Source organism: Streptomyces barringtoniae (genome assembly GCF_020819595.1).
GTDB lineage: Bacteria > Actinomycetota > Actinomycetes > Streptomycetales > Streptomycetaceae > Streptomyces > Streptomyces barringtoniae.
In genome coordinates this window covers 303,260-322,902 of sequence record NZ_JAJHNP010000008.1, presented here as the reverse complement: position 1 = coordinate 322,902, position 19,643 = coordinate 303,260, and the positions used below count along the sequence as shown (strand labels likewise).

At 69.4% G+C, this 19,643-nt stretch carries 11 protein-coding genes; 5 read left to right on the top strand and 6 right to left on the bottom strand.

Translation table 11 applies throughout. From position 1 onward, the window contains the following. Positions 1 to 352: 352 nt before the first annotated feature. Positions 353 to 3,838 (top strand): DNA-directed RNA polymerase subunit beta, encoded by a 3,486-nt coding sequence (gene rpoB, locus LMU33_RS17120; RefSeq protein WP_228621237.1) that lies wholly within the window; start codon positions 353 to 355, stop codon positions 3,836 to 3,838. A 97-nt stretch (positions 3,839 to 3,935) separates the two neighbouring features. Further along, positions 3,936 to 7,835, top strand: coding sequence for a DNA-directed RNA polymerase subunit beta' (locus LMU33_RS17115; RefSeq protein ID WP_228621236.1), 3,900 nt, complete (start codon positions 3,936 to 3,938; stop codon positions 7,833 to 7,835). 88 nt (positions 7,836 to 7,923) lie between these two features. On the opposite strand, the gene LMU33_RS17110 is transcribed toward LMU33_RS17115, so the two are convergent. The 6 genes from LMU33_RS17110 to LMU33_RS17085 all read right to left on the bottom strand — a co-directional run bounded on the left by LMU33_RS17110 (position 7,924) and on the right by LMU33_RS17085 (position 16,048). Next, complete coding sequence (locus tag LMU33_RS17110; protein WP_228621235.1) at positions 7,924 to 9,168, bottom strand: M48 family metalloprotease; 1,245 nt, start codon at positions 9,166 to 9,168, stop codon at positions 7,924 to 7,926. Between the two features lie 52 nt (positions 9,169 to 9,220). Continuing rightward, complete coding sequence (locus tag LMU33_RS17105; RefSeq protein ID WP_228621234.1) at positions 9,221 to 9,766, bottom strand: Pycsar system effector family protein; 546 nt, start codon at positions 9,764 to 9,766, stop codon at positions 9,221 to 9,223. Continuing rightward, positions 9,763 to 11,376 carry a hypothetical protein gene (locus LMU33_RS17100; protein ID WP_228621233.1) on the bottom strand — a complete coding sequence of 538 codons (1,614 nt, stop codon included), beginning with the start codon at positions 11,374 to 11,376 and terminating at the stop codon, positions 9,763 to 9,765. The genes LMU33_RS17105 and LMU33_RS17100 overlap by 4 nt, the downstream gene beginning before the upstream one ends. Before the next feature lie 21 nt (positions 11,377 to 11,397). Continuing rightward, positions 11,398 to 13,611: a hypothetical protein gene (locus tag LMU33_RS17095; RefSeq protein ID WP_228621232.1), complete on the bottom strand. Its 2,214-nt coding sequence runs from the start codon at positions 13,609 to 13,611 to the stop codon at positions 11,398 to 11,400. Next, the gene (locus tag LMU33_RS17090) at positions 13,608 to 14,492 is read right to left on the bottom strand and encodes a hypothetical protein (RefSeq protein ID WP_228621231.1); all 885 of its coding nucleotides are present in this window, start codon (positions 14,490 to 14,492) and stop codon (positions 13,608 to 13,610) included. Before LMU33_RS17090 ends, LMU33_RS17095 begins: the two co-directional genes overlap by 4 nt. A 779-nt stretch (positions 14,493 to 15,271) precedes the next feature. Next, positions 15,272 to 16,048: a Crp/Fnr family transcriptional regulator gene (locus LMU33_RS17085; protein WP_228621230.1), complete on the bottom strand. Its 777-nt coding sequence runs from the start codon at positions 16,046 to 16,048 to the stop codon at positions 15,272 to 15,274. A gap of 455 nt (positions 16,049 to 16,503) precedes the next feature. On the opposite strand from LMU33_RS17085, the gene rpsL reads away from it, so the two are divergent. From rpsL to fusA, 3 genes are read left to right on the top strand one after another with little or no spacing between them, the layout of a single operon-like run. Further along, complete coding sequence (gene rpsL, locus LMU33_RS17080) at positions 16,504 to 16,875, top strand: 30S ribosomal protein S12 (RefSeq protein ID WP_003948652.1); 372 nt, start codon at positions 16,504 to 16,506, stop codon at positions 16,873 to 16,875. A 2-nt stretch (positions 16,876 to 16,877) separates the two neighbouring features. Then, positions 16,878 to 17,348 carry a 30S ribosomal protein S7 gene (gene rpsG / locus LMU33_RS17075; protein ID WP_055706461.1) on the top strand — a complete coding sequence of 157 codons (471 nt, stop codon included), beginning with the start codon at positions 16,878 to 16,880 and terminating at the stop codon, positions 17,346 to 17,348. Positions 17,349 to 17,387: 39 nt separating this feature from the next. After that, positions 17,388 to 19,514, top strand: coding sequence for an elongation factor G (gene fusA, locus LMU33_RS17070; protein WP_228621229.1), 2,127 nt, complete (start codon positions 17,388 to 17,390; stop codon positions 19,512 to 19,514). Positions 19,515 to 19,643: the final 129 nt, after the last annotated feature.

The following is a 19,643-nucleotide window of genomic DNA, read 5'->3' as shown; positions in this document are numbered from 1 at the left end:
GCACGCAGCGCGCAATTCTCAGGACGCGTCGTCACAAGGATCCGAATCCGAGGCATGGATCGACGGCGAAGAGGGCAGTATCAACGTGCGTTGAGGGCAGGCATGCCGAGGGCGTTGACAAGAGCGGTGAGCACAGCGAGGGTCTCGACAAACCCGCACTGGACATCAGTGTGCCAAGTGGCTACACTGACCCTTTGCGCTGCCTGTTAGCTGTCCCCTGCCCGTCACCAGGGGTCTGCCCTCACTCGAGCACTGACGACAAAAGCTCCCTTGACCTGGGGTTTCTGTCTCTGTGTACGGGTGAGGGGCCGGTACGCGCGTAGTGAGTCCGAGCCCTCGGAAGGACCCCCTCTTGGCCGCCTCGCGCAATGCCTCGACCGCGAATATGAACAACGGCGCCAGCACCGCCCCGCTGCGCATCTCCTTTGCAAAGATCAAGGAGCCTCTCGAGGTTCCGAACCTGCTCGCGCTGCAGACCGAGAGCTTTGACTGGCTGCTCGGCAACACCGCCTGGCAGAGTCGGGTCGAGGAGGCTCTGGAGAACGGTCAGGACGTCCCCACCAAGTCCGGTCTGGAGGAGATCTTCGAGGAGATCTCCCCGATCGAGGACTTCTCCGGGTCGATGTCCCTGACGTTCCGGGACCACCGCTTCGAGCCGCCGAAGAACTCCATCGACGAGTGCAAGGAGCGCGACTTCACGTACGCCGCCCCGCTCTTCGTCACCGCGGAGTTCACCAACAACGAGACCGGTGAGATCAAGTCCCAGACGGTCTTCATGGGCGACTTCCCGCTCATGACGAACAAGGGCACCTTCGTCATCAACGGCACCGAGCGTGTCGTGGTGTCCCAGCTGGTCCGTTCCCCCGGTGTCTACTTCGACTCCACCATCGACAAGACGTCCGACAAGGACATCTTCTCCGCCAAGATCATCCCCTCCCGGGGTGCCTGGCTGGAGATGGAGATCGACAAGCGCGACATGGTCGGTGTGCGCATCGACCGCAAGCGCAAGCAGTCGGTCACCGTGCTGCTGAAGGCGCTCGGCTGGACGACCGAGCAGATCCTCGAGGAGTTCGGCGAGTACGAGTCCATGCGCGCCACCCTGGAGAAGGACCACACCCAGGGCCAGGACGACGCGCTGCTCGACATCTACCGCAAGCTGCGTCCGGGCGAGCCCCCCACGCGTGAGGCCGCGCAGACGCTGCTGGAGAACCTCTACTTCAACCCCAAGCGCTACGACCTCGCCAAGGTCGGCCGTTACAAGGTCAACAAGAAGCTCGGTGCGGACGAGCCGCTGGACGCCGGCGTGCTCACCACCGACGACGTCATCGCCACCATCAAGTACCTGGTGAAGCTGCACGCCGGCGAGACCGAGACGGTCGGCGAGTCGGGTCGCACCATCATGGTCGAGACCGACGACATCGACCACTTCGGCAACCGCCGTATCCGCAGCGTCGGCGAGCTGATCCAGAACCAGGTCCGTACGGGTCTCGCCCGTATGGAGCGTGTCGTGCGCGAGCGCATGACCACCCAGGACGTCGAGGCGATCACGCCGCAGACCCTGATCAACATCCGCCCGGTCGTGGCGTCGATCAAGGAGTTCTTCGGCACCTCGCAGCTGTCCCAGTTCATGGACCAGAACAACCCGCTGTCGGGGCTGACGCACAAGCGTCGTCTGAACGCCCTCGGCCCGGGTGGTCTCTCCCGTGAGCGGGCCGGCTTCGAGGTCCGTGACGTGCACCCCTCGCACTACGGCCGCATGTGCCCGATCGAGACGCCGGAAGGCCCGAACATCGGTCTGATCGGCTCGCTCGCCTCCTACGGCCGGGTCAACGCGTTCGGTTTCATCGAGACGCCGTACCGCAAGGTCGTCGACGGCCAGGTCAGCGACGAGGTCGACTACCTGACCGCCGACGAGGAGGACCGCTTCGTCATCGCGCAGGCCAACGCGCCGCTGAACGACGAGATGCGGTTCGCTGAGGCCCGCGTGCTGGTCCGCCGCCGTGGCGGCGAGGTCGACTACGTCGGCCCCGAGGACGTGGACTACATGGACGTCTCGCCGCGCCAGATGGTGTCGGTCGCGACCGCCATGATCCCCTTCCTCGAGCACGACGACGCCAACCGTGCCCTCATGGGCGCGAACATGATGCGTCAGGCCGTGCCGCTGATTAAGTCCGAGGCCCCGCTCGTCGGCACCGGCATGGAGTACCGCTCCGCGGTCGACGCCGGCGACGTGGTCAAGGCCGAGAAGGACGGTGTGGTCCAGGAGGTCTCCGCGGACTACATCACCACCGCCAACGACGACGGCACGTACATCACGTACCGCCTGGCCAAGTTCTCCCGGTCCAACCAGGGCACCTCGGTCAACCAGAAGGTCATCGTCAACGAGGGCGACCGCGTCGTCACCGGCCAGGTGCTGGCCGACGGCCCGGCCACCCAGAACGGCGAGATGGCCCTCGGCAAGAACCTGCTCGTGGCGTTCATGCCGTGGGAGGGTCACAACTACGAGGACGCGATCATCCTGTCGCAGCGCCTCGTGCAGGACGACGTCCTCTCCTCGATCCACATCGAGGAGCACGAGGTCGACGCCCGTGACACCAAGCTCGGCCCCGAGGAGATCACCCGGGACATCCCGAACGTCTCCGAGGAGGTCCTCGCCGACCTCGACGAGCGCGGCATCATCCGCATCGGTGCCGAGGTTATCGCCGGTGACATCCTCGTCGGCAAGGTCACGCCGAAGGGCGAGACCGAGCTGACCCCCGAGGAGCGCCTGCTGCGCGCGATCTTCGGTGAGAAGGCCCGTGAGGTCCGTGACACCTCGCTGAAGGTGCCGCACGGCGAGACCGGCAAGGTCATCGGTGTGCGCGTCTTCGACCGCGAGGAGGGCGACGAGCTGCCGCCGGGCGTGAACCAGCTGGTCCGCGTCTACGTCGCGCAGAAGCGCAAGATCACCGACGGTGACAAGCTCGCCGGCCGTCACGGCAACAAGGGTGTCATCTCCAAGATCCTGCCGATCGAGGACATGCCGTTCCTGGAGGACGGCACCCCGGTCGACATCATCCTCAACCCGCTGGGTGTGCCGTCCCGAATGAACCCGGGACAGGTCCTGGAGATCCACCTCGGCTGGCTCGCCAGCCGCGGCTGGGACGTCTCCGGCCTCGCGGACGAGTGGGCCCAGCGCCTGCAGGCCATCGGCGCCGACCAGGTCGCCCCGCGCACCAACGTCGCGACCCCGGTCTTCGACGGTGCCCGCGAGGACGAGCTGGCGGGTCTGCTGCAGCACACCATCCCGAACCGCGACGGCGAGCGCATGGTGCTCCCGTCCGGCAAGGCGCGGCTGTTCGACGGCCGCTCCGGTGAGCCGTTCCCGGACCCGATCTCGGTCGGTTACATGTACATCCTGAAGCTGCACCACCTGGTCGACGACAAGCTGCACGCCCGCTCGACCGGTCCGTACTCGATGATCACCCAGCAGCCGCTGGGTGGTAAGGCGCAGTTCGGTGGCCAGCGGTTCGGCGAGATGGAGGTGTGGGCACTGGAGGCCTACGGCGCCGCGTACGCCCTCCAGGAGCTGCTGACCATCAAGTCCGACGACGTCACCGGCCGCGTGAAGGTCTACGAGGCCATCGTCAAGGGCGAGAACATCCCCGAGCCCGGCATCCCCGAGTCCTTCAAGGTCCTCATCAAGGAGATGCAGTCGCTCTGCCTGAACGTGGAGGTGCTGTCCAGCGACGGTATGTCCATCGAGATGCGTGACACCGACGAGGACGTCTTCCGCGCAGCGGAGGAGCTCGGCATCGACCTGTCCCGGCGCGAGCCGAGCAGCGTCGAAGAGGTCTGACGGGAGTCCGGCGGGGCCCCCACCCACGGGGCCCCGCCGACCCCCAGGCCCCCGTTTCAGACCACAGACTTACGACCCTGAGAGGGATTGACGCATAGTGCTCGACGTCAACTTCTTCGACGAGCTCCGGATCGGCCTGGCCACCGCTGACGACATCCGTCAGTGGAGCCACGGCGAGGTCAAGAAGCCCGAGACCATCAACTACCGCACCCTCAAGCCCGAGAAGGACGGCCTCTTCTGCGAGAAGATCTTCGGCCCCACCCGGGACTGGGAGTGCTACTGCGGCAAGTACAAGCGCGTCCGCTTCAAGGGCATCATCTGTGAGCGCTGTGGCGTCGAGGTCACCCGCGCCAAGGTGCGCCGTGAGCGGATGGGCCACATCGAGCTCGCCGCGCCCGTCACGCACATCTGGTACTTCAAGGGTGTCCCCTCGCGCCTCGGCTACCTGCTGGACCTGGCGCCGAAGGACCTCGAGAAGGTCATCTACTTCGCCGCGTACATGATCACGTACGTCGACGAGGAGCGCCGTACCCGCGACCTGCCCTCCCTGGAGGCGCACGTCTCGGTCGAGCGCCAGCAGATCGAGAACCGCCGGGACGCCGACCTGGAGGCCCGCGCCAAGAAGCTCGAGTCCGACCTGGCCGAGCTGGAGGCCGAGGGCGCCAAGGCCGACGTGCGCCGCAAGGTGCGCGAGGGTGCCGAGCGCGAGATGAAGCAGCTGCGCGACCGTGCGCAGCGCGAGATCGACCGCCTCGACGAGGTGTGGAACCGGTTCAAGAACCTCAAGGTCCAGGACCTCGAGGGCGACGAGCTGCTTTACCGCGAGCTGCGTGACCGCTTCGGCACGTACTTCGACGGCTCGATGGGTGCCGCGGCGCTGCAGAAGCGTCTGGAGTCCTTCGACCTCGAGGAGGAGGCCGAGCGCCTCCGCGAGATCATCCGCACCGGCAAGGGCCAGAAGAAGACCCGTGCCCTCAAGCGCCTGAAGGTCGTCTCCGCGTTCCTGCAGACGTCCAACAGCCCCAAGGGCATGGTCCTGGACTGCGTCCCGGTCATCCCGCCGGACCTGCGTCCGATGGTGCAGCTGGACGGTGGCCGCTTCGCGACCTCCGACCTGAACGACCTGTACCGCCGCGTCATCAACCGCAACAACCGTCTGAAGAGGCTGCTCGACCTCGGCGCGCCCGAGATCATCGTCAACAACGAGAAGCGCATGCTTCAGGAGGCTGTTGACGCCCTCTTCGACAACGGCCGTCGCGGCCGTCCGGTGACCGGTCCCGGTAACCGCCCGCTGAAGTCCCTCAGCGACATGCTGAAGGGCAAGCAGGGCCGCTTCCGTCAGAACCTGCTCGGTAAGCGTGTCGACTACTCGGCGCGTTCCGTGATCGTCGTCGGTCCGCAGCTGAAGCTGCACCAGTGCGGTCTGCCGAAGGCGATGGCGCTGGAGCTGTTCAAGCCGTTCGTGATGAAGCGCCTGGTCGACCTGAACCACGCGCAGAACATCAAGAGCGCCAAGCGCATGGTGGAGCGCGGCCGTACGGTCGTGTACGACGTCCTCGAAGAGGTCATCGCCGAGCACCCGGTCCTGCTGAACCGTGCTCCCACCCTGCACCGCCTCGGCATCCAGGCCTTCGAGCCGCAGCTGGTCGAGGGCAAGGCCATCCAGATCCACCCGCTCGTCTGCACCGCGTTCAACGCGGACTTCGACGGTGACCAGATGGCCGTGCACCTGCCGCTGTCCGCGGAGGCGCAGGCCGAGGCCCGCATCCTGATGCTGTCCTCGAACAACATCCTCAAGCCGGCCGACGGCCGTCCGGTGACGATGCCGACCCAGGACATGGTCCTCGGTCTGTTCTTCCTCACCACCGACGGCGAGATGCGCGACGTCAAGGGCGAGGGCCGCTCGTTCGCGTCCGTGGCCGAGGCGATCATGGCGTTCGACGCCGGCGAGCTCTCGCTGCAGTCGCGCGTGGACATCCGCTTCCCGGTGGGCACCATCCCGCCGCGCGGCTGGACCCCGCCGGCGCGCGAGGAGGGCGAGCCGGAGTGGCAGCAGGGTGACAGCTTCCGGCTGAACACCACCCTGGGCCGCGCGCTCTTCAACGAGCTGCTGCCCGAGGACTACCCGTTCGTCGACTACGAGGTCGGCAAGAAGCAGCTCTCCGAGATCGTCAACGACCTCGCCGAGCGCTACCCGAAGGTCATCGTGGCGGCGACGCTCGACAACCTGAAGGCGTCCGGCTTCTACTGGGCCACCCGTTCCGGCGTCACCGTCGCCATCTCCGACGTCGTCGTTCCCGAGGCGAAGAAGGAGATCGTCCGCGGCTACGAGGCGCAGGACGAGAAGGTCCAGAAGCAGTACGAGCGCGGTCTGATCACCAAGGACGAGCGCACGCAGGAGCTCATCGCGATCTGGACCAAGGCGACCAACGAGGTCGCCGAGGCGATGAACGAGAACTTCCCGAAGACCAACCCGATCTTCATGATGGTGAACTCGGGTGCACGAGGCAACATGATGCAGATGCGTCAGATTGCCGGTATGCGTGGTCTGGTGTCGAACGCGAAGAACGAGACGATCCCGCGGCCCATCAAGGCGTCGTTCCGTGAGGGTCTGTCCGTGCTGGAGTACTTCATCTCCACGCACGGTGCCCGTAAGGGTCTGGCGGACACCGCCCTTCGTACCGCCGACTCGGGTTACCTCACCCGTCGTCTGGTCGACGTCTCCCAGGACGTCATCATCCGCGAGGAGGACTGCGGCACCGAGCGTGGCCTCAAGCTCCACATCGCGGAGCGCGGCGCGGACGGCGTGCTGCGCAAGGCGGACGACGTCGAGACGTCCGTGTACGCGCGCTGCCTCGCCGAGGACATCGTCGTCGACGGCAAGGTGCTGGCCCCGGCCGGTACCGACCTCGGTGACGTGCTCATCGACGAGCTGGTCAAGCACGGCGTCGAGGAGGTCAAGACCCGCTCGGTCCTGACCTGCGAGTCCGCCGTCGGCACCTGCGCGATGTGCTACGGCCGTTCGCTCGCCACCGGCAAGCTGGTCGACATCGGTGAGGCGGTCGGCATCATCGCCGCCCAGTCCATCGGTGAGCCCGGTACCCAGCTGACGATGCGTACCTTCCACACCGGTGGTGTGGCCGGTGACGACATCACCCAGGGTCTGCCGCGTGTCGTCGAGCTCTTCGAGGCCCGTACCCCGAAGGGTGTCGCCCCGATCTCCGAGGCGAGCGGCCGCGTCCGCATCGAGGAGACCGAGAAGACCAAGAAGCTCATCGTCACCCCGGACGACGGCAGCGACGAGACGGCGTTCCCGATCTCCAAGCGTGCGAAGGTCCTGGTCAGCGAGGGCGAGCACGTCGAGGTGGGCCAGCAGCTCACCGTGGGTGCCACCAACCCGCACGACGTGCTGCGCATCCTGGGCCAGCGTGCCGTCCAGGTCCACCTGGTCGGCGAGGTCCAGAAGGTCTACAACTCGCAGGGTGTGTCGATCCACGACAAGCACATCGAGATCATCATCCGGCAGATGCTGCGCCGCGTGACGATCATCGAGTCCGGCGACGCCGAGCTGCTGCCCGGCGAGCTGGTCGAGCGCTCCCGCTTCGAGCAGGAGAACCGTCGTGTGGTCCAGGAGGGCGGTCACCCGGCCTCCGGTCGTCCGCAGCTGATGGGTATCACCAAGGCCTCGCTGGCGACGGAATCCTGGCTGTCGGCCGCCTCCTTCCAGGAGACGACCCGAGTCCTGACGGACGCGGCGATCAACGCCAAGTCCGACAGCCTCATCGGCCTGAAGGAGAACGTCATCATCGGTAAGCTCATCCCGGCCGGTACGGGCCTGTCCCGCTACCGCAACATCCGGGTCGAGCCGACCGAGGAGGCCAAGGCCGCGATGTACTCGGCCGTCGGCTACGACGACATCGACTACTCGCCGTTCGGCACCGGCTCCGGCCAGGCCGTTCCGCTGGAGGACTACGACTACGGTCCGTACAACCAGTAAGCGAGCAGCATGAAGGGCGGTCACCCCACGGGTGGCCGCCCTTCGGCGTGTTCACCGGCCGCGGCCGACGCCGCCACGGGCCCTGCTGCTACAGGCCCTGTGGCTGCGGGCCGCCCTGCGGCTGCAGATACGGCTGCAGGTGGTGCAGCCGGGTGTAGTGGTCCGGGTGGGACGACAGCAGCCGGGCCAGCGCGCTCTCCTCGACGGGCCGCCCGCCGTTCTGAGCGGCCAGCTGGGTCTGCTGCGCCTGCTCCTGCCGGTGCAGCTTGTCGAGTACGGCCGCCAGCATGGGGGCGAAGCCGAGTACGGCGGCATGCTCGTCGGCCCGCAGCTCGGCACGGCGGCCCACGGCGGCCAGCGCGTACGGCACGGCCAGGATCAGCAGCGGCAGGCCGAAGAAGCTGGTGATCGTGGCCAGGGCGATCCCGCCGACGAACAGCACCAGAAAGCCGATGCCGAAGCAGCCGAAGGCACGCGACACCTTGAACATGAAGCCGAAGGACGCCTTCAGCACCCGCCAGGCCACCCGGCCGGGCAGGGCGTACCAGTAGCCGAGCAGCGAGGACCAGGCATGGCCGCCGACATGGTGGCCCAGCTCGTGCGCCATGACGGCGGCCAGTTCGCCGTTGGGCAGCCTGTTCATGGCGAAGCGGGTGACGCCGACGATGTGTCCGGCGGCCGCGACCGCGTTCAGGGAGTCGCTGTCCTCCACCCACAGCTCGTAGTTACGGCCCTCGATGCCGGCGCGGGCCGTCACCTCCCGCCAGACCGGTTCGAGTTTGGCGCGTTCTTGTGGAGTGGGGTAGCGAAGACGGAGCACATGGCGCGCGAGGGCGCTTTCGGTGGGCCGGTGGAACACGAGTGCGCCGCTTGCGAGCCAGGCGAGTATGACGACGATGCCCAGACCGCCGAAGAACAGCGAGACCAGCGCGACAACGAAGAGGCTGCACAGGAAGTTGGGCACGTGCAGCAGCAGGTTCCCCACGGCCGTGGCGTCCGTCCGGCGCTGATCGGCGGAGAGGAAGACCCGCCCCCGGTCGGTGTCGATGTGGTGCGGGTGCGGGTGCTGGTCGGGGACCGGGGGCAGGGACGCAGGCGCCTCCGGGTACTGCGGCGGCACGGGCGCTGCCTGCGGGTACGGGGGTGCCGCTGGTGAGTACTGGGATGGCGCAGCGTCCGGGTACTGGGGCGCTGCCTGCGGATACTGGGGTGCCGCTGGTGCCGCTGGTGCCGCCTGTGGGTACTGCGGGGCCGCGTGGGGGTACTGCGGGGCCGGCTCGGGATGTGGGCGGGCGGGTGGCTCGGAGTGGTCCGGGGGCATGGGCTGGGTCATGGCGGTCGTTCGTTCCTTCACGTGCGGGTGGGGACGGCTGCGGACGGGCGGATCAGCCGACCAGCAGGGATGCGGGCAGCAGGACCGTGCCGGCGCAGAAGGCGATGAGCCCGGTGCGGATCCACTGGTGCTTGCGTACGGCGATCCGGCTGTTCTCCGTCAGGGCGCGGGCCAGCCCGGCCGTGGGACGGTTCTCGGTGTCGGCGAGCGCGGTGTCCAACCGGCCCTGCCGGACGGCCTGTTGGACGTCGCCGAAGTACGACAGCGGCTCCCCCGGTGTCCACGTGCCCAGCTGGTAGCGGGGCAGTACGGCGAGCAGCAGGGCGAACAGCGAGAGCAGGAGCGACAGGGCCCCGGCCCACCACATGACGGTGCCGGCCGCGGAGAGGGCGGACGGGGTCCACTTCCGCCCGGCGAGCAGTCCGCTGAACACACCGGCGCTCATCCCGAGCGCGGCGACCAGGACGGAGGCCTTGTTGTCGGCGTGGGCGATCTCGGTCCGTGTCTCGGCGAGCAGCCGTTCACACAGCCGCGCGGCAGTGGCGGGGACGTCCGGGGCGTCCGGTGCGCCGGGGGCGGCCGGGTCCGTGGCCGTCATGGAGCGCTCCCGGCGCCGTCGTCGTCGCCGGGCGCGACCGGCGCCTCGGCGTCGTCCGGTTCCGCCGTGGGACGCGGGTCCGGCACCGTCGGCGTCGTGCCGTACCCCGGAGGCGGCTGCCAGGCCGGGGGCGGTGGGGCGTAGGCGGGCTGGGGTGGCGGGGGCGGAACGGCGGGGGTGCCGTACGGCCCCGGCATTCCCGGCGACGGCACGAAGGGAGCCGCGGCCGGGACCGGCGGGCCGAAGGGCGCCGCCGGAGCCGCCGTCGGCGGCACCTGCGGGCTGAAGGGGCCCGGCGGAGTTGTCGCCGGCGCCGGTGGAGTCGTCGGCGTCGGAGACGGGGGAGGGCTGGAGGGCTGTGCCTCGGCGGCCGACGTCGGTGGTGTTCCCTCCGTCGTCTCCGGCTGCGGGACCGGTGTCGGCTGTGCCGGTGAGCCGTAGCCGGGTCCGGCGGGCACCGGTGGGCCGTAGCCGGGGCCCTCCGGCAGCAGGGGCGGGTTCTGCGGGACTCCCGGAAGGCGCTGGTTGAGGATGTCGCTGACCGTGCGGAGAGCCAGCTGCTTGGGGCCCTCCAGCTCGTAGCTCTCGGCCGTGTCGCCGCTCAGCAGCTGCTTCACCAGGTCCATCTGCGCCTGGATCATGCGCAGTTGGTCCTCGCGCATGCTGGACATCACCAGCTGGGAGTCCTCGGGGTGCTGGGCGAGATGGAGCGCCCAGGCGTGCACGCCGCCCTGCTGCAGGTGGTACTGGTAGAAGGCGATCTTCTGGGCCTCGATCTGCTGCAACTCGATGTCCTGGCGGCCCTGTTGCAGGGCGAGCTCGTGCCGCTGCCCGCCGGCGAGCATGGCCTGCTCGTGCTGCCAGCGCTGCTGCCGCAGAAGCAGCTCGTGCTGCTGTGCGCCGTACGCGACGGCCCGCTCGATCTGCAGGGCGTCCTGCTGCCGCAGCCTGCGGTCCACCTCGACGTCGACGTCCATGCCGCGCTGGGCCGCGTGGACCTGCTCGGTGGCGGAGTGGTCGATGGCCCGCAGCCGCTGCTGGTGCTCGATGTCGGCCTGGTCGCGCCTGAGCCGCAGGGTCCAGGTGACCTGGAGTCCCGCGGTCGCGCCCAGCGGCCCCAGCACGGTCACCGCCTCCAGCAGCTTCCGTTCGGCCGACGCGCTGTCCGCGACCGCGAAGTCCCGGGTCACCGGCCGGGCGGCCTGCTGGAGCTCGCCGAGCACCAGGGCGGGCACGTCCCGGTGGCCGCTCGCCACGAACCGGGCCGGATCCAGCACCTGCCAGGACAGGTCGACCTCGGCGGTGAACTCGAAGGCGTCGTTGTCGCTCGGCAGCGCGAGGGTCGCCGTGTGCGGGTGGACGCCCATGTCCACCTCGTAGACGGCGGAATAGCGCCTGGCCGTGATCTCGGCGCGCGTCGGCCGCTGCGGCGGCAGGTAGGCCTCGTAGGAACCCTTGGGGGTGGAGAAGACGAGTGCGTGGTCGATACGGACAAGGGACCGGAAGTTGAACTCGAAGCGGGACAGCTGCCGCACGGTGAGCACCGGGTCGACCAGCTGGGTGTGCCGGTCGGCGGGCTGCTGCCACTCGGGTTGCCGGAAGGAGGGCATGGCGTGTCGTCCAGGGGTAGGTCAGCGGGTGGGACGTGGGTCGGTGTGGAGCGCGGTCAGCAGGCGGTCGGTGACCCCGGGCGGCGGAGTGCCGTCCTCGCCCGGCATGGTGCGCAGCAGGTGGTTCAGCCGCTCGTGCTCGGTGGCCGTGGTGACGAGCCTGGGCAGCAGCGCGGCCAGGGCCCACTCGACGGCCGTCGACCGGTCGGCGATGAGCACCCAGGTGCGCAGGATCTGCAGGGCCTGCCGGGTGGCGCGCGGATCGCCCAGCGCGGCCCGCCACAGCAACGGCACGCCCTGCGCGGCGGGGCCGCCGTCGGCGGCCGCGCGGGCGAACCAGCCGAGGACGAGCGGAAGGCCGTACCGCTCGTCGCCCTCGGTGTGCCGGCACGCCCCGACGAAACCGCTCAGCGTCAGGTCGCGCACGGCACGGTCGTCGGTCAGGTGCTCGCACAGCCCGTCGAGAACGCGGTCGCTCGCCGCCGACAGCAGCAACAGCTCCACGGACTCGGCCAGTTCCCGCGCCAGTTCGCCGTCGATGTCGTCGGGCGTGTCCTCGTACAGGCGCCGTACGGCACCGCGCAGGGCGGCCAGCGCCTGCTCCGGGCGCTCCGCCCCGATCAGCCCGTACGCCCTTACCGCCACCCAGCGCAGCCTCGGGTCGTCGCCCTCGCACCAGGCGTCGAGGACGCGGGGGATGTTGGGCGTGCCGACCAGGTGCGACAGGGCGAGCGCGTTGACCGCCACGAGCCGCTGCCGGTACCGCTTGGAGGTCGCCCACGGCTCGATGACCAGCGCCATCGCGGACGGCAGGTCGGTACGGGCGAGGACGGCCACCGTGGAGGCGGCCCGGGTGCGCACCAGCGGGCGGCCGTCGTCCGCGAGCCGGCGCAGCCAGGCGATCAGCGCGGGCCGGGCGGAGGGGTGGCCGGTCCACACCTCGCGCAGCAGCACCAGGGAGGCGCGCTCGTCACGGAACGCGGCCTTCTGCTGGTCGACCGGGCCCCACTCGGTGTGCTCGGGCTCCCCGTACATGCGCGCCCGCGCCAGTTGCAGCCGCTTGCCGACGTGCGTGCCGAAGACGGGCACCTCGGGGACGCGGGCCGGGTTCTCGGTCTCCTGCAGGAACCGGTAGAGCAGGTCGCTCAGTTCGGCGGTGAGCGCGTAGGGCCCGCCGTCGAAGGCGGCGAGCGCGACGAGGAACGCCTTGTCCCGCAGGTGGAGTTCGGACTCCTCCGCCTCGAACCACTCCTGGACCTGGTTCTCCAGGGACACCAGCGAGAACTGTCCTACGGCGTCCTCGGCGACCTCTCCGGTCGCGTACCGGGCGAGCAGCCGGGCGAACGCGGCGGACTCGCGCGGCTGGTGACTGCGCTGCAGGAACTCGGTCACCGGCGGCAGGCCGAGCATCTTCCCGGCCGTCTCCTGGCCGGTGCGGGCGCGCAGCTGGGCGGCGAGCACGTCGGCCGCGGCCGGCGGGTGCCACTCCTCGGCGGTCACGTCGTCCAGCGCGGCGCCGGGATCGAGGGTGACGACGAGGTAGGCGTCCCGCTCGGTGAGGCGTTCGCGGGCGGCGAGCAGATGCGTCCAGCGCAGCGGCTGGTCGCGGCGCGGGGCGAGGTCGCACAAGACATGGCCGCGGGCCTTCGGCTCGCCCCGCTCGCCGCAGAGCCGGTCGGCGAGGCTGTCGGCGGTGGTGTCGCTGACCAGGGTGCGCACGGGCAGGGCACCGAGACGGCGCAGCAGCATCAGGGCGGCCGTGCGCCGGCCGGTGAAGCGGGCGCCGGACAGCACCAGGACCCGGTCGTCGCGCAGCCGGCGCAGCAGGCGGTCCATCAGCCGCTCGTCGGCCGCGAAACCCCGCTCCAGTTCCTCCAGGGTGGCCTCGGGCACCTCACCGGAGGCGGGGGCGCCGGCCCCGGACGCGGCGAGCTGGTAGACCTCCGTGCGGCCGCCCAGGAAGACGTCGCCGGTGAAGTGGCCGCCGCTGATGCCGCCGTGCTGGTCGCCGCCGAGCAGACCGCCGCTGAAGCGGGCCCGGGCGCCGACGTTCATGCTGCGGGGACTGTGGTCGACCAGGTCCCGCCGCGCCGACCAGGCGGTCTGCGGCTGGTCGCGCTCCTCGGGCTCGCCCGGGTCCGCGCCGCCTTCGGCCGGTCTGGGCTCGTCCGCGGCCGGCTCGGTCCCCGCTGCGGCCGCCGGACGGGGCGGTGCCTGGGCCTCGGGCGTGCTCACGCGCCCTCACCCCGCGCGCGCCCGCCGTCCTTGCCGGGGTCGCCGAAGACGACGTCCCCGGTGAAGTGGCCGCCGCTGATGCCGCCGAACTGGCTGCCGCCGATCAGCCCGCCGCTGAAGCTGCCGCCGTGGACGTTGATGACCGGGCCCGGCGCCGGGGCGCTCCCTGATCCGGCCGGTGCCGGGCCGTCCTCGACGGGCGCAGCGGGCCTGCCCGGTGCCGGGCGGTCCCCCGAACCGCCCGGCACCTCCCCCTCCCCCGTGTCACGGTGGTCCTCCTGACGGTGGCCCTCCTGCCGGTCCAGGCCGGCGGGCAGCGGCCCGTGCAGCCAGGCCTTCAGCGGGCCGTTCTTGCTGTCCACCGTCACCGGGCTGAACTCGGCCGCGGGAATGCCCGGGTGGTCGTGGCGCACCACGCCCGCGTACAGGGCGTCCGAGACGCACAGCGCGAAGTCGTCGGACCGCTCGCGCAGGGCGTCGCGCAACAGGCCGGCGTCGAGCAGACGGAAGGCGTGGTTCAGGTCGGAGCCGACCCAGCCGTCGAGTTCGTCCACGGCGACATAGCCGGTGGCGACGACACCGCGCAGCCGGATCTGGGCGGAGCGTGACGCCATGCGGTTGACGGCGTGCAGCTCGGCCGGGACCTCCTTGAGCAGGACGCGCAGCAGCGTCGTGACCGAGGCGTTCGCATCGATGAGCTCCAGGACCGCGTCCCCGCGGTCGGCGCGCAACCGCCGGGTCTCGTCGATGCCGGCGCGTTCCAGGGTGCGGTCGGTGATGTCGTAGAGCATGCGCCGCAGATAGGCCTGCTCCACGTCGTCTCGGTCGCTGAACCTCTCGATGTCCAGCAGCAGGATCGTACGGCTCACGGGGTCGGTCATCGTCGCCTCTCGGGGGGGTTCCGCCGTGCAGGGCAGCAGAGTGGCTGCGCAGCGGCGGCGGATGTGAGGGCGGATGACGCAGTCGAAGTGTGACCGTGTGCACAGAGTGACCCCGGGGGCCGCGGTTGCCCTTCGGGGGCTTTTGGCTTCGGTCCCTTCGGGGGTGGCGGTGGTGGCCGGGGCGCTCTTCGGGGTCGGTGCCTTTTTGGGGCCTGATGGCCGACGTCGCGCTTCGGACGGCCGTGGTGGCTGCGGTCCAGGCTGCCGCCGGCACGCTGTCACCGTCCTGCGGCTGTCACCCGTCCGGCGGCACGGGTGACCGCTGTCATCGGCATCACCCATCTGGCGGGACCCTGGTGACTGCTGTCACCGTCCTACGGGTTGTCACCCACCTGGCGGCCCCGATGCCCGCCGTAACCCAGCTGGGGCCCCACGGCCCGCCGTCACCCGCCCGGCTGCCCCACTGCCGTCACCCGCCTGGCGGCCCCGATGCCCGCCGTAACCCAGCCGGGGTCCCACGGTCTGCCGTCACCCGCCTGGCGGCCCCACTGCCGTCACCCGCCTGGCGGCCTCGATGCGCGCCGTAACCCAGCTGGGGTCCCACGGTCCGCCGTCACCCGCCTGGCGGCCCCACTGCCGTCACCCCGCCTGGCGGCCTCGATGCCCGCTGTAACCCAGCTGGGGTCCCACGGTCCGCCGTCACCCGCCTGGCGGCCCCAGGTGCCCTCCGTCATCTCCAGCGGCACCGTGGACCCACCCTCCGCGGCCCGGTGCCCCCGTCACCCCTCCGCCGGTGGCCCCGGTGGCGACGGGATCCACGGGGCGCCCGGGGACGGAGCGGAGGCTGCGGCAGCTATCCGGCGCAGTACGTCGGGGCGGTGGATCAGCAGGGCCCGGCGGCCCGTGGTGACCGCGTGTTTGTCGCGCAGTTCCTTCAGCAGGCGCTGGACCATCTCGCGGGAGGCCCCCACCGAGCCCGCCAGCTCCTGTTTGCTCAGCGGGACGGAGACCTCGATGCCTTCCTCGGTGCGGCGGCCGTGCGTGCGGGCCAGGTCCAGCAGCAGGACGGCGAGCCGCTCGCGCACGTTCATGGAGGCGAACTCCAGCCGGCGCCGGTCGGCCGCGCGGGTGCGGTCGGCGGTGAGGCCCAGCAGGGCGAAGGAGGCGGCGGGGGAGTGGCGCAGGAAGTCCCGGAACCGCTCGTGCTCCACGGCCAGCGAGCGCACCGGCTCCAGCGCGGTCACCGTGGCCGAGCGCGGCCGCCCGGTGAGCGCCGCCGACTCGCCGACGATGTCACCGGGGCCGCGCAGCGCGAGCAGCGCCTCGTATCCGTTGGCGGCCGCCGCGGTGACCTTGGTCCAGCCCTGCACGAGAAAGAGCACGTGGGAGGATGGCTCGTGCTGGTGGATCAGCACCGTGCGGGCGGTGAAGGCCAGCTCCCGGCCGAGGGCGAGCAGCGTCTCCCGGTCCTCGGTTTCCAGCCGGGCCAGGAAGGGCACCCGGTCGTCAAGGCCGCCGTCGTCCCGTGCAGACGCGGTCGTCCCAGTGTTCGCCATGCCGGCCCCCCGATTGTTCACCCGCAGCGGACGGATCAACGTACTGAAAGCGCACCAGGCATATCCCCGGCAAGAGCGGAAACCGGCCAGCCGCGGCCGAAGGGCGGTTTCCGGCCCTGCGACCAGGCATGACCCCGTGCCGTGGCGTCCCCGGGGCGGGCGCAGGACAACTGGGACGAATCCTGGCCGGCGAGGTGGGAAGTCCGGCGTGTCGGTGCCCGCTCCATTTGTTTTGACCGAAGTCCGTGAGGTAGGTACGCTCAGACCTTGTGCCTGGGGTGTGCCCTGGCTCTCGTGCGTGCCTTGAAACCGCATCGTGAGCTATGAGCGGCCACCGTAATCTGTGCTCTTTTCGCCTTGCGGCGGGAGTCCGCCGGATTCGACACACCCGACCGCGTGGGTCGGCGATGTTCCAGGTTAGCTGTACCCATCGGCACACAGAAACCGGAGAAGTAGTGCCTACGATCCAGCAGCTGGTCCGCAAGGGCCGGCAGGACAAGGTCGAGAAGAACAAGACGCCCGCACTCGAGGGCTCCCCTCAGCGTCGTGGCGTCTGCACGCGTGTGTTCACGACCACCCCGAAGAAGCCGAACTCGGCCCTCCGCAAGGTCGCGCGTGTGCGTCTGACCAGCGGCATCGAGGTCACCGCTTACATTCCGGGTGAGGGACACAACCTGCAGGAGCACTCCATCGTGCTCGTGCGCGGCGGCCGTGTGAAGGACCTGCCGGGTGTTCGCTACAAGATCATCCGCGGCTCGCTCGACACCCAGGGTGTCAAGAACCGCAAGCAGGCTCGCAGCCGTTACGGCGCCAAGAAGGAGAAGTAAGAATGCCTCGTAAGGGCCCCGCCCCGAAGCGCCCGGTCATCATCGACCCGGTCTACGGTTCTCCTCTGGTGACCTCCCTGATCAACAAGGTGCTGCTGAACGGCAAGCGCTCCACCGCCGAGCGCATCGTCTACGGCGCCATGGAGGGCCTGCGCGAGAAGACCGGCAACGACCCGGTCGTCACGCTCAAGCGCGCTCTCGAGAACATCAAGCCGACCCTCGAGGTCAAGTCCCGCCGTGTCGGTGGCGCCACCTACCAGGTGCCGGTCGAGGTCAAGCCCGGCCGTGCCAACACCCTGGCGCTGCGCTGGCTGGTCGGTTACTCCCGCGCCCGTCGCGAGAAGACCATGACCGAGCGTCTCCTCAACGAGCTTCTCGATGCCTCCAACGGCCTCGGTGCGGCCGTGAAGAAGCGCGAGGACACCCACAAGATGGCCGAGTCCAACAAGGCCTTCGCGCACTACCGCTGGTAGTCGCTACCCACATCGAGACCGAGAGAAGACTGAAGCCTTATGGCTACCACTTCACTTGACCTGGCCAGGGTCCGGAACATCGGGATCATGGCCCACATCGACGCGGGCAAGACGACCACCACCGAGCGGATCCTGTTCTACACCGGCGTTTCGTACAAGATCGGTGAGGTCCACGACGGCGCTGCCACCATGGACTGGATGGAGCAGGAGCAGGAGCGTGGCATCACGATCACCTCTGCTGCCACCACTTGCCACTGGCCGCTGGAGAACGTCGACCACACCATCAACATCATCGACACCCCGGGTCACGTCGACTTCACCGTCGAGGTGGAGCGCTCCCTGCGCGTGCTCGACGGTGCGGTGACGGTGTTCGACGGCGTCGCCGGCGTCGAGCCCCAGTCCGAGACGGTGTGGCGTCAGGCGGACCGCTACGGCGTTCCGCGTATCTGCTTCGTCAACAAGCTCGACCGCACGGGTGCCGAGTTCCACCGCTGCGTCGACATGATCTCCGACCGCCTGGGCGCGCAGCCGATCGTGATGCAGCTCCCGATCGGTGCCGAGGCCGACTTCAAGGGCGTCGTGGACCTGGTCCGCATGAAGGCGCTCGTGTGGTCCGCCGAGGCCACCAAGGGCGAGATGTACGACGTCGTCGACATCCCGGACACCCACACCGAGGCTGCCGAGGAGTACCGCGGCAAGCTGCTCGAGGCCGTGGCCGAGAACGACGAAGAGATCATGGAGCTGTACCTGGAGGGCACCGAGCCCACCGAGGAGCAGCTGTACGCCGCGATCCGTCGTATCACCATCGCGTCCGGCAAGGGCACCGGCACCACCGTGACCCCGGTGTTCTGCGGTACCGCGTTCAAGAACAAGGGCGTCCAGCCCCTGCTCGACGCGGTCGTGCGCTACCTGCCGTCCCCGGTCGACATCGAGGCCATCGAGGGCCACGACGTCAAGGACGCCGAGGTCGTCGTCAAGCGCAAGCCGTCCGACGAGGAGCCGCTGTCGGCGCTGGCGTTCAAGATCATGAGCGACCCGCACCTCGGCAAGCTCACCTTCGTCCGGGTCTACTCGGGCCGCCTGGAGTCCGGCTCTTCGGTGCTGAACTCCGTCAAGGGCAAGAAGGAGCGCATCGGCAAGATCTACCGCATGCACGCCAACAAGCGTGAGGAGATCGAGTCGGTGGGCGCCGGTGACATCGTCGCCGTCATGGGCCTGAAGCAGACCACCACCGGTGAGACGCTGTCCGACGACAAGAACCCGGTCATCCTGGAGTCCATGGACTTCCCGGCGCCGGTCATCCAGGTCGCCATCGAGCCCAAGTCGAAGGGCGACCAGGAGAAGCTGGGCGTCGCGATCCAGCGCCTGGCCGAGGAGGACCCGTCCTTCCAGGTCCACTCGGACGAGGAGACCGGCCAGACCATCATCGGTGGTATGGGCGAGCTGCACCTCGAGGTGCTGGTCGACCGTATGCGCCGTGAGTTCAAGGTCGAGGCCAACGTCGGCAAGCCGCAGGTGGCGTACCGCGAGACGATCCGCAAGGCCGTCGAGCGCGTCGACTACACCCACAAGAAGCAGACCGGTGGTACCGGTCAGTTCGCGAAGGTGCAGATCGGCATCGAGCCGCTCGAGGGTGGCGACACCTCGTACGAGTTCGTGAACAAGGTGACCGGTGGTCGTATCCCGAAGGAGTACATCCCTTCGGTCGACGCCGGTGCGCAGGAGGCCATGCAGTTCGGCATCCTCGCCGGCTACGAGATGACCGGCGTCCGCGTCATCCTCCACGACGGTGCCTACCACGAGGTCGACTCCTCCGAGCTCGCCTTCAAGATCGCCGGTTCGCAGGCCTTCAAGGAGGCCGCGCGCAAGGCTTCGCCCGTGCTGCTCGAGCCGATGATGGCCGTCGAGGTCACCACGCCCGAGGACTACATGGGTGAGGTCATCGGCGACATCAACTCCCGCCGTGGCCAGATCCAGGCCATGGAGGAGCGGGCCGGTGCCCGCGTCGTGAAGGGCCTCGTGCCCCTTTCGGAGATGTTCGGTTACGTCGGCGACCTGCGCAGCAAGACGTCCGGCCGGGCCAGCTACTCCATGCAGTTCGACTCCTACGCCGAGGTTCCGCGGAACGTCGCCGAGGAGATCATCGCGAAGGCCAAGGGCGAGTAACGCACCGCGTTCACACGCTTTAGGCTTGACTCCGGAGCCTCAAGGGGCATTCAGCCGCAATCCCGGATGAATGCCCCGGGTTCCGGGCTTTCCAGCAAAGATCACCTGGCGCCGATGAAGTAAGGCGTA

Coding starts and splice junctions, on each gene's coding strand:
- LMU33_RS17110 (WP_228621235.1), bottom strand. CDS start 9,168: ATGACCCAGCCCATGCCCCCGGACCACTCCGAGCCACCCGCCCGCCCA.
- LMU33_RS17105 (WP_228621234.1), bottom strand. CDS start 9,766: ATGACGGCCACGGACCCGGCCGCCCCCGGCGCACCGGACGCCCCGGAC.
- LMU33_RS17100 (WP_228621233.1), bottom strand. CDS start 11,376: ATGCCCTCCTTCCGGCAACCCGAGTGGCAGCAGCCCGCCGACCGGCAC.
- LMU33_RS17090 (WP_228621231.1), bottom strand. CDS start 14,492: ATGACCGACCCCGTGAGCCGTACGATCCTGCTGCTGGACATCGAGAGG.
- LMU33_RS17085 (WP_228621230.1), bottom strand. CDS start 16,048: ATGGCGAACACTGGGACGACCGCGTCTGCACGGGACGACGGCGGCCTT.
- rpsG (WP_055706461.1), top strand. CDS start 16,878: ATGCCTCGTAAGGGCCCCGCCCCGAAGCGCCCGGTCATCATCGACCCG.
- fusA (WP_228621229.1), top strand. CDS start 17,388: ATGGCTACCACTTCACTTGACCTGGCCAGGGTCCGGAACATCGGGATC.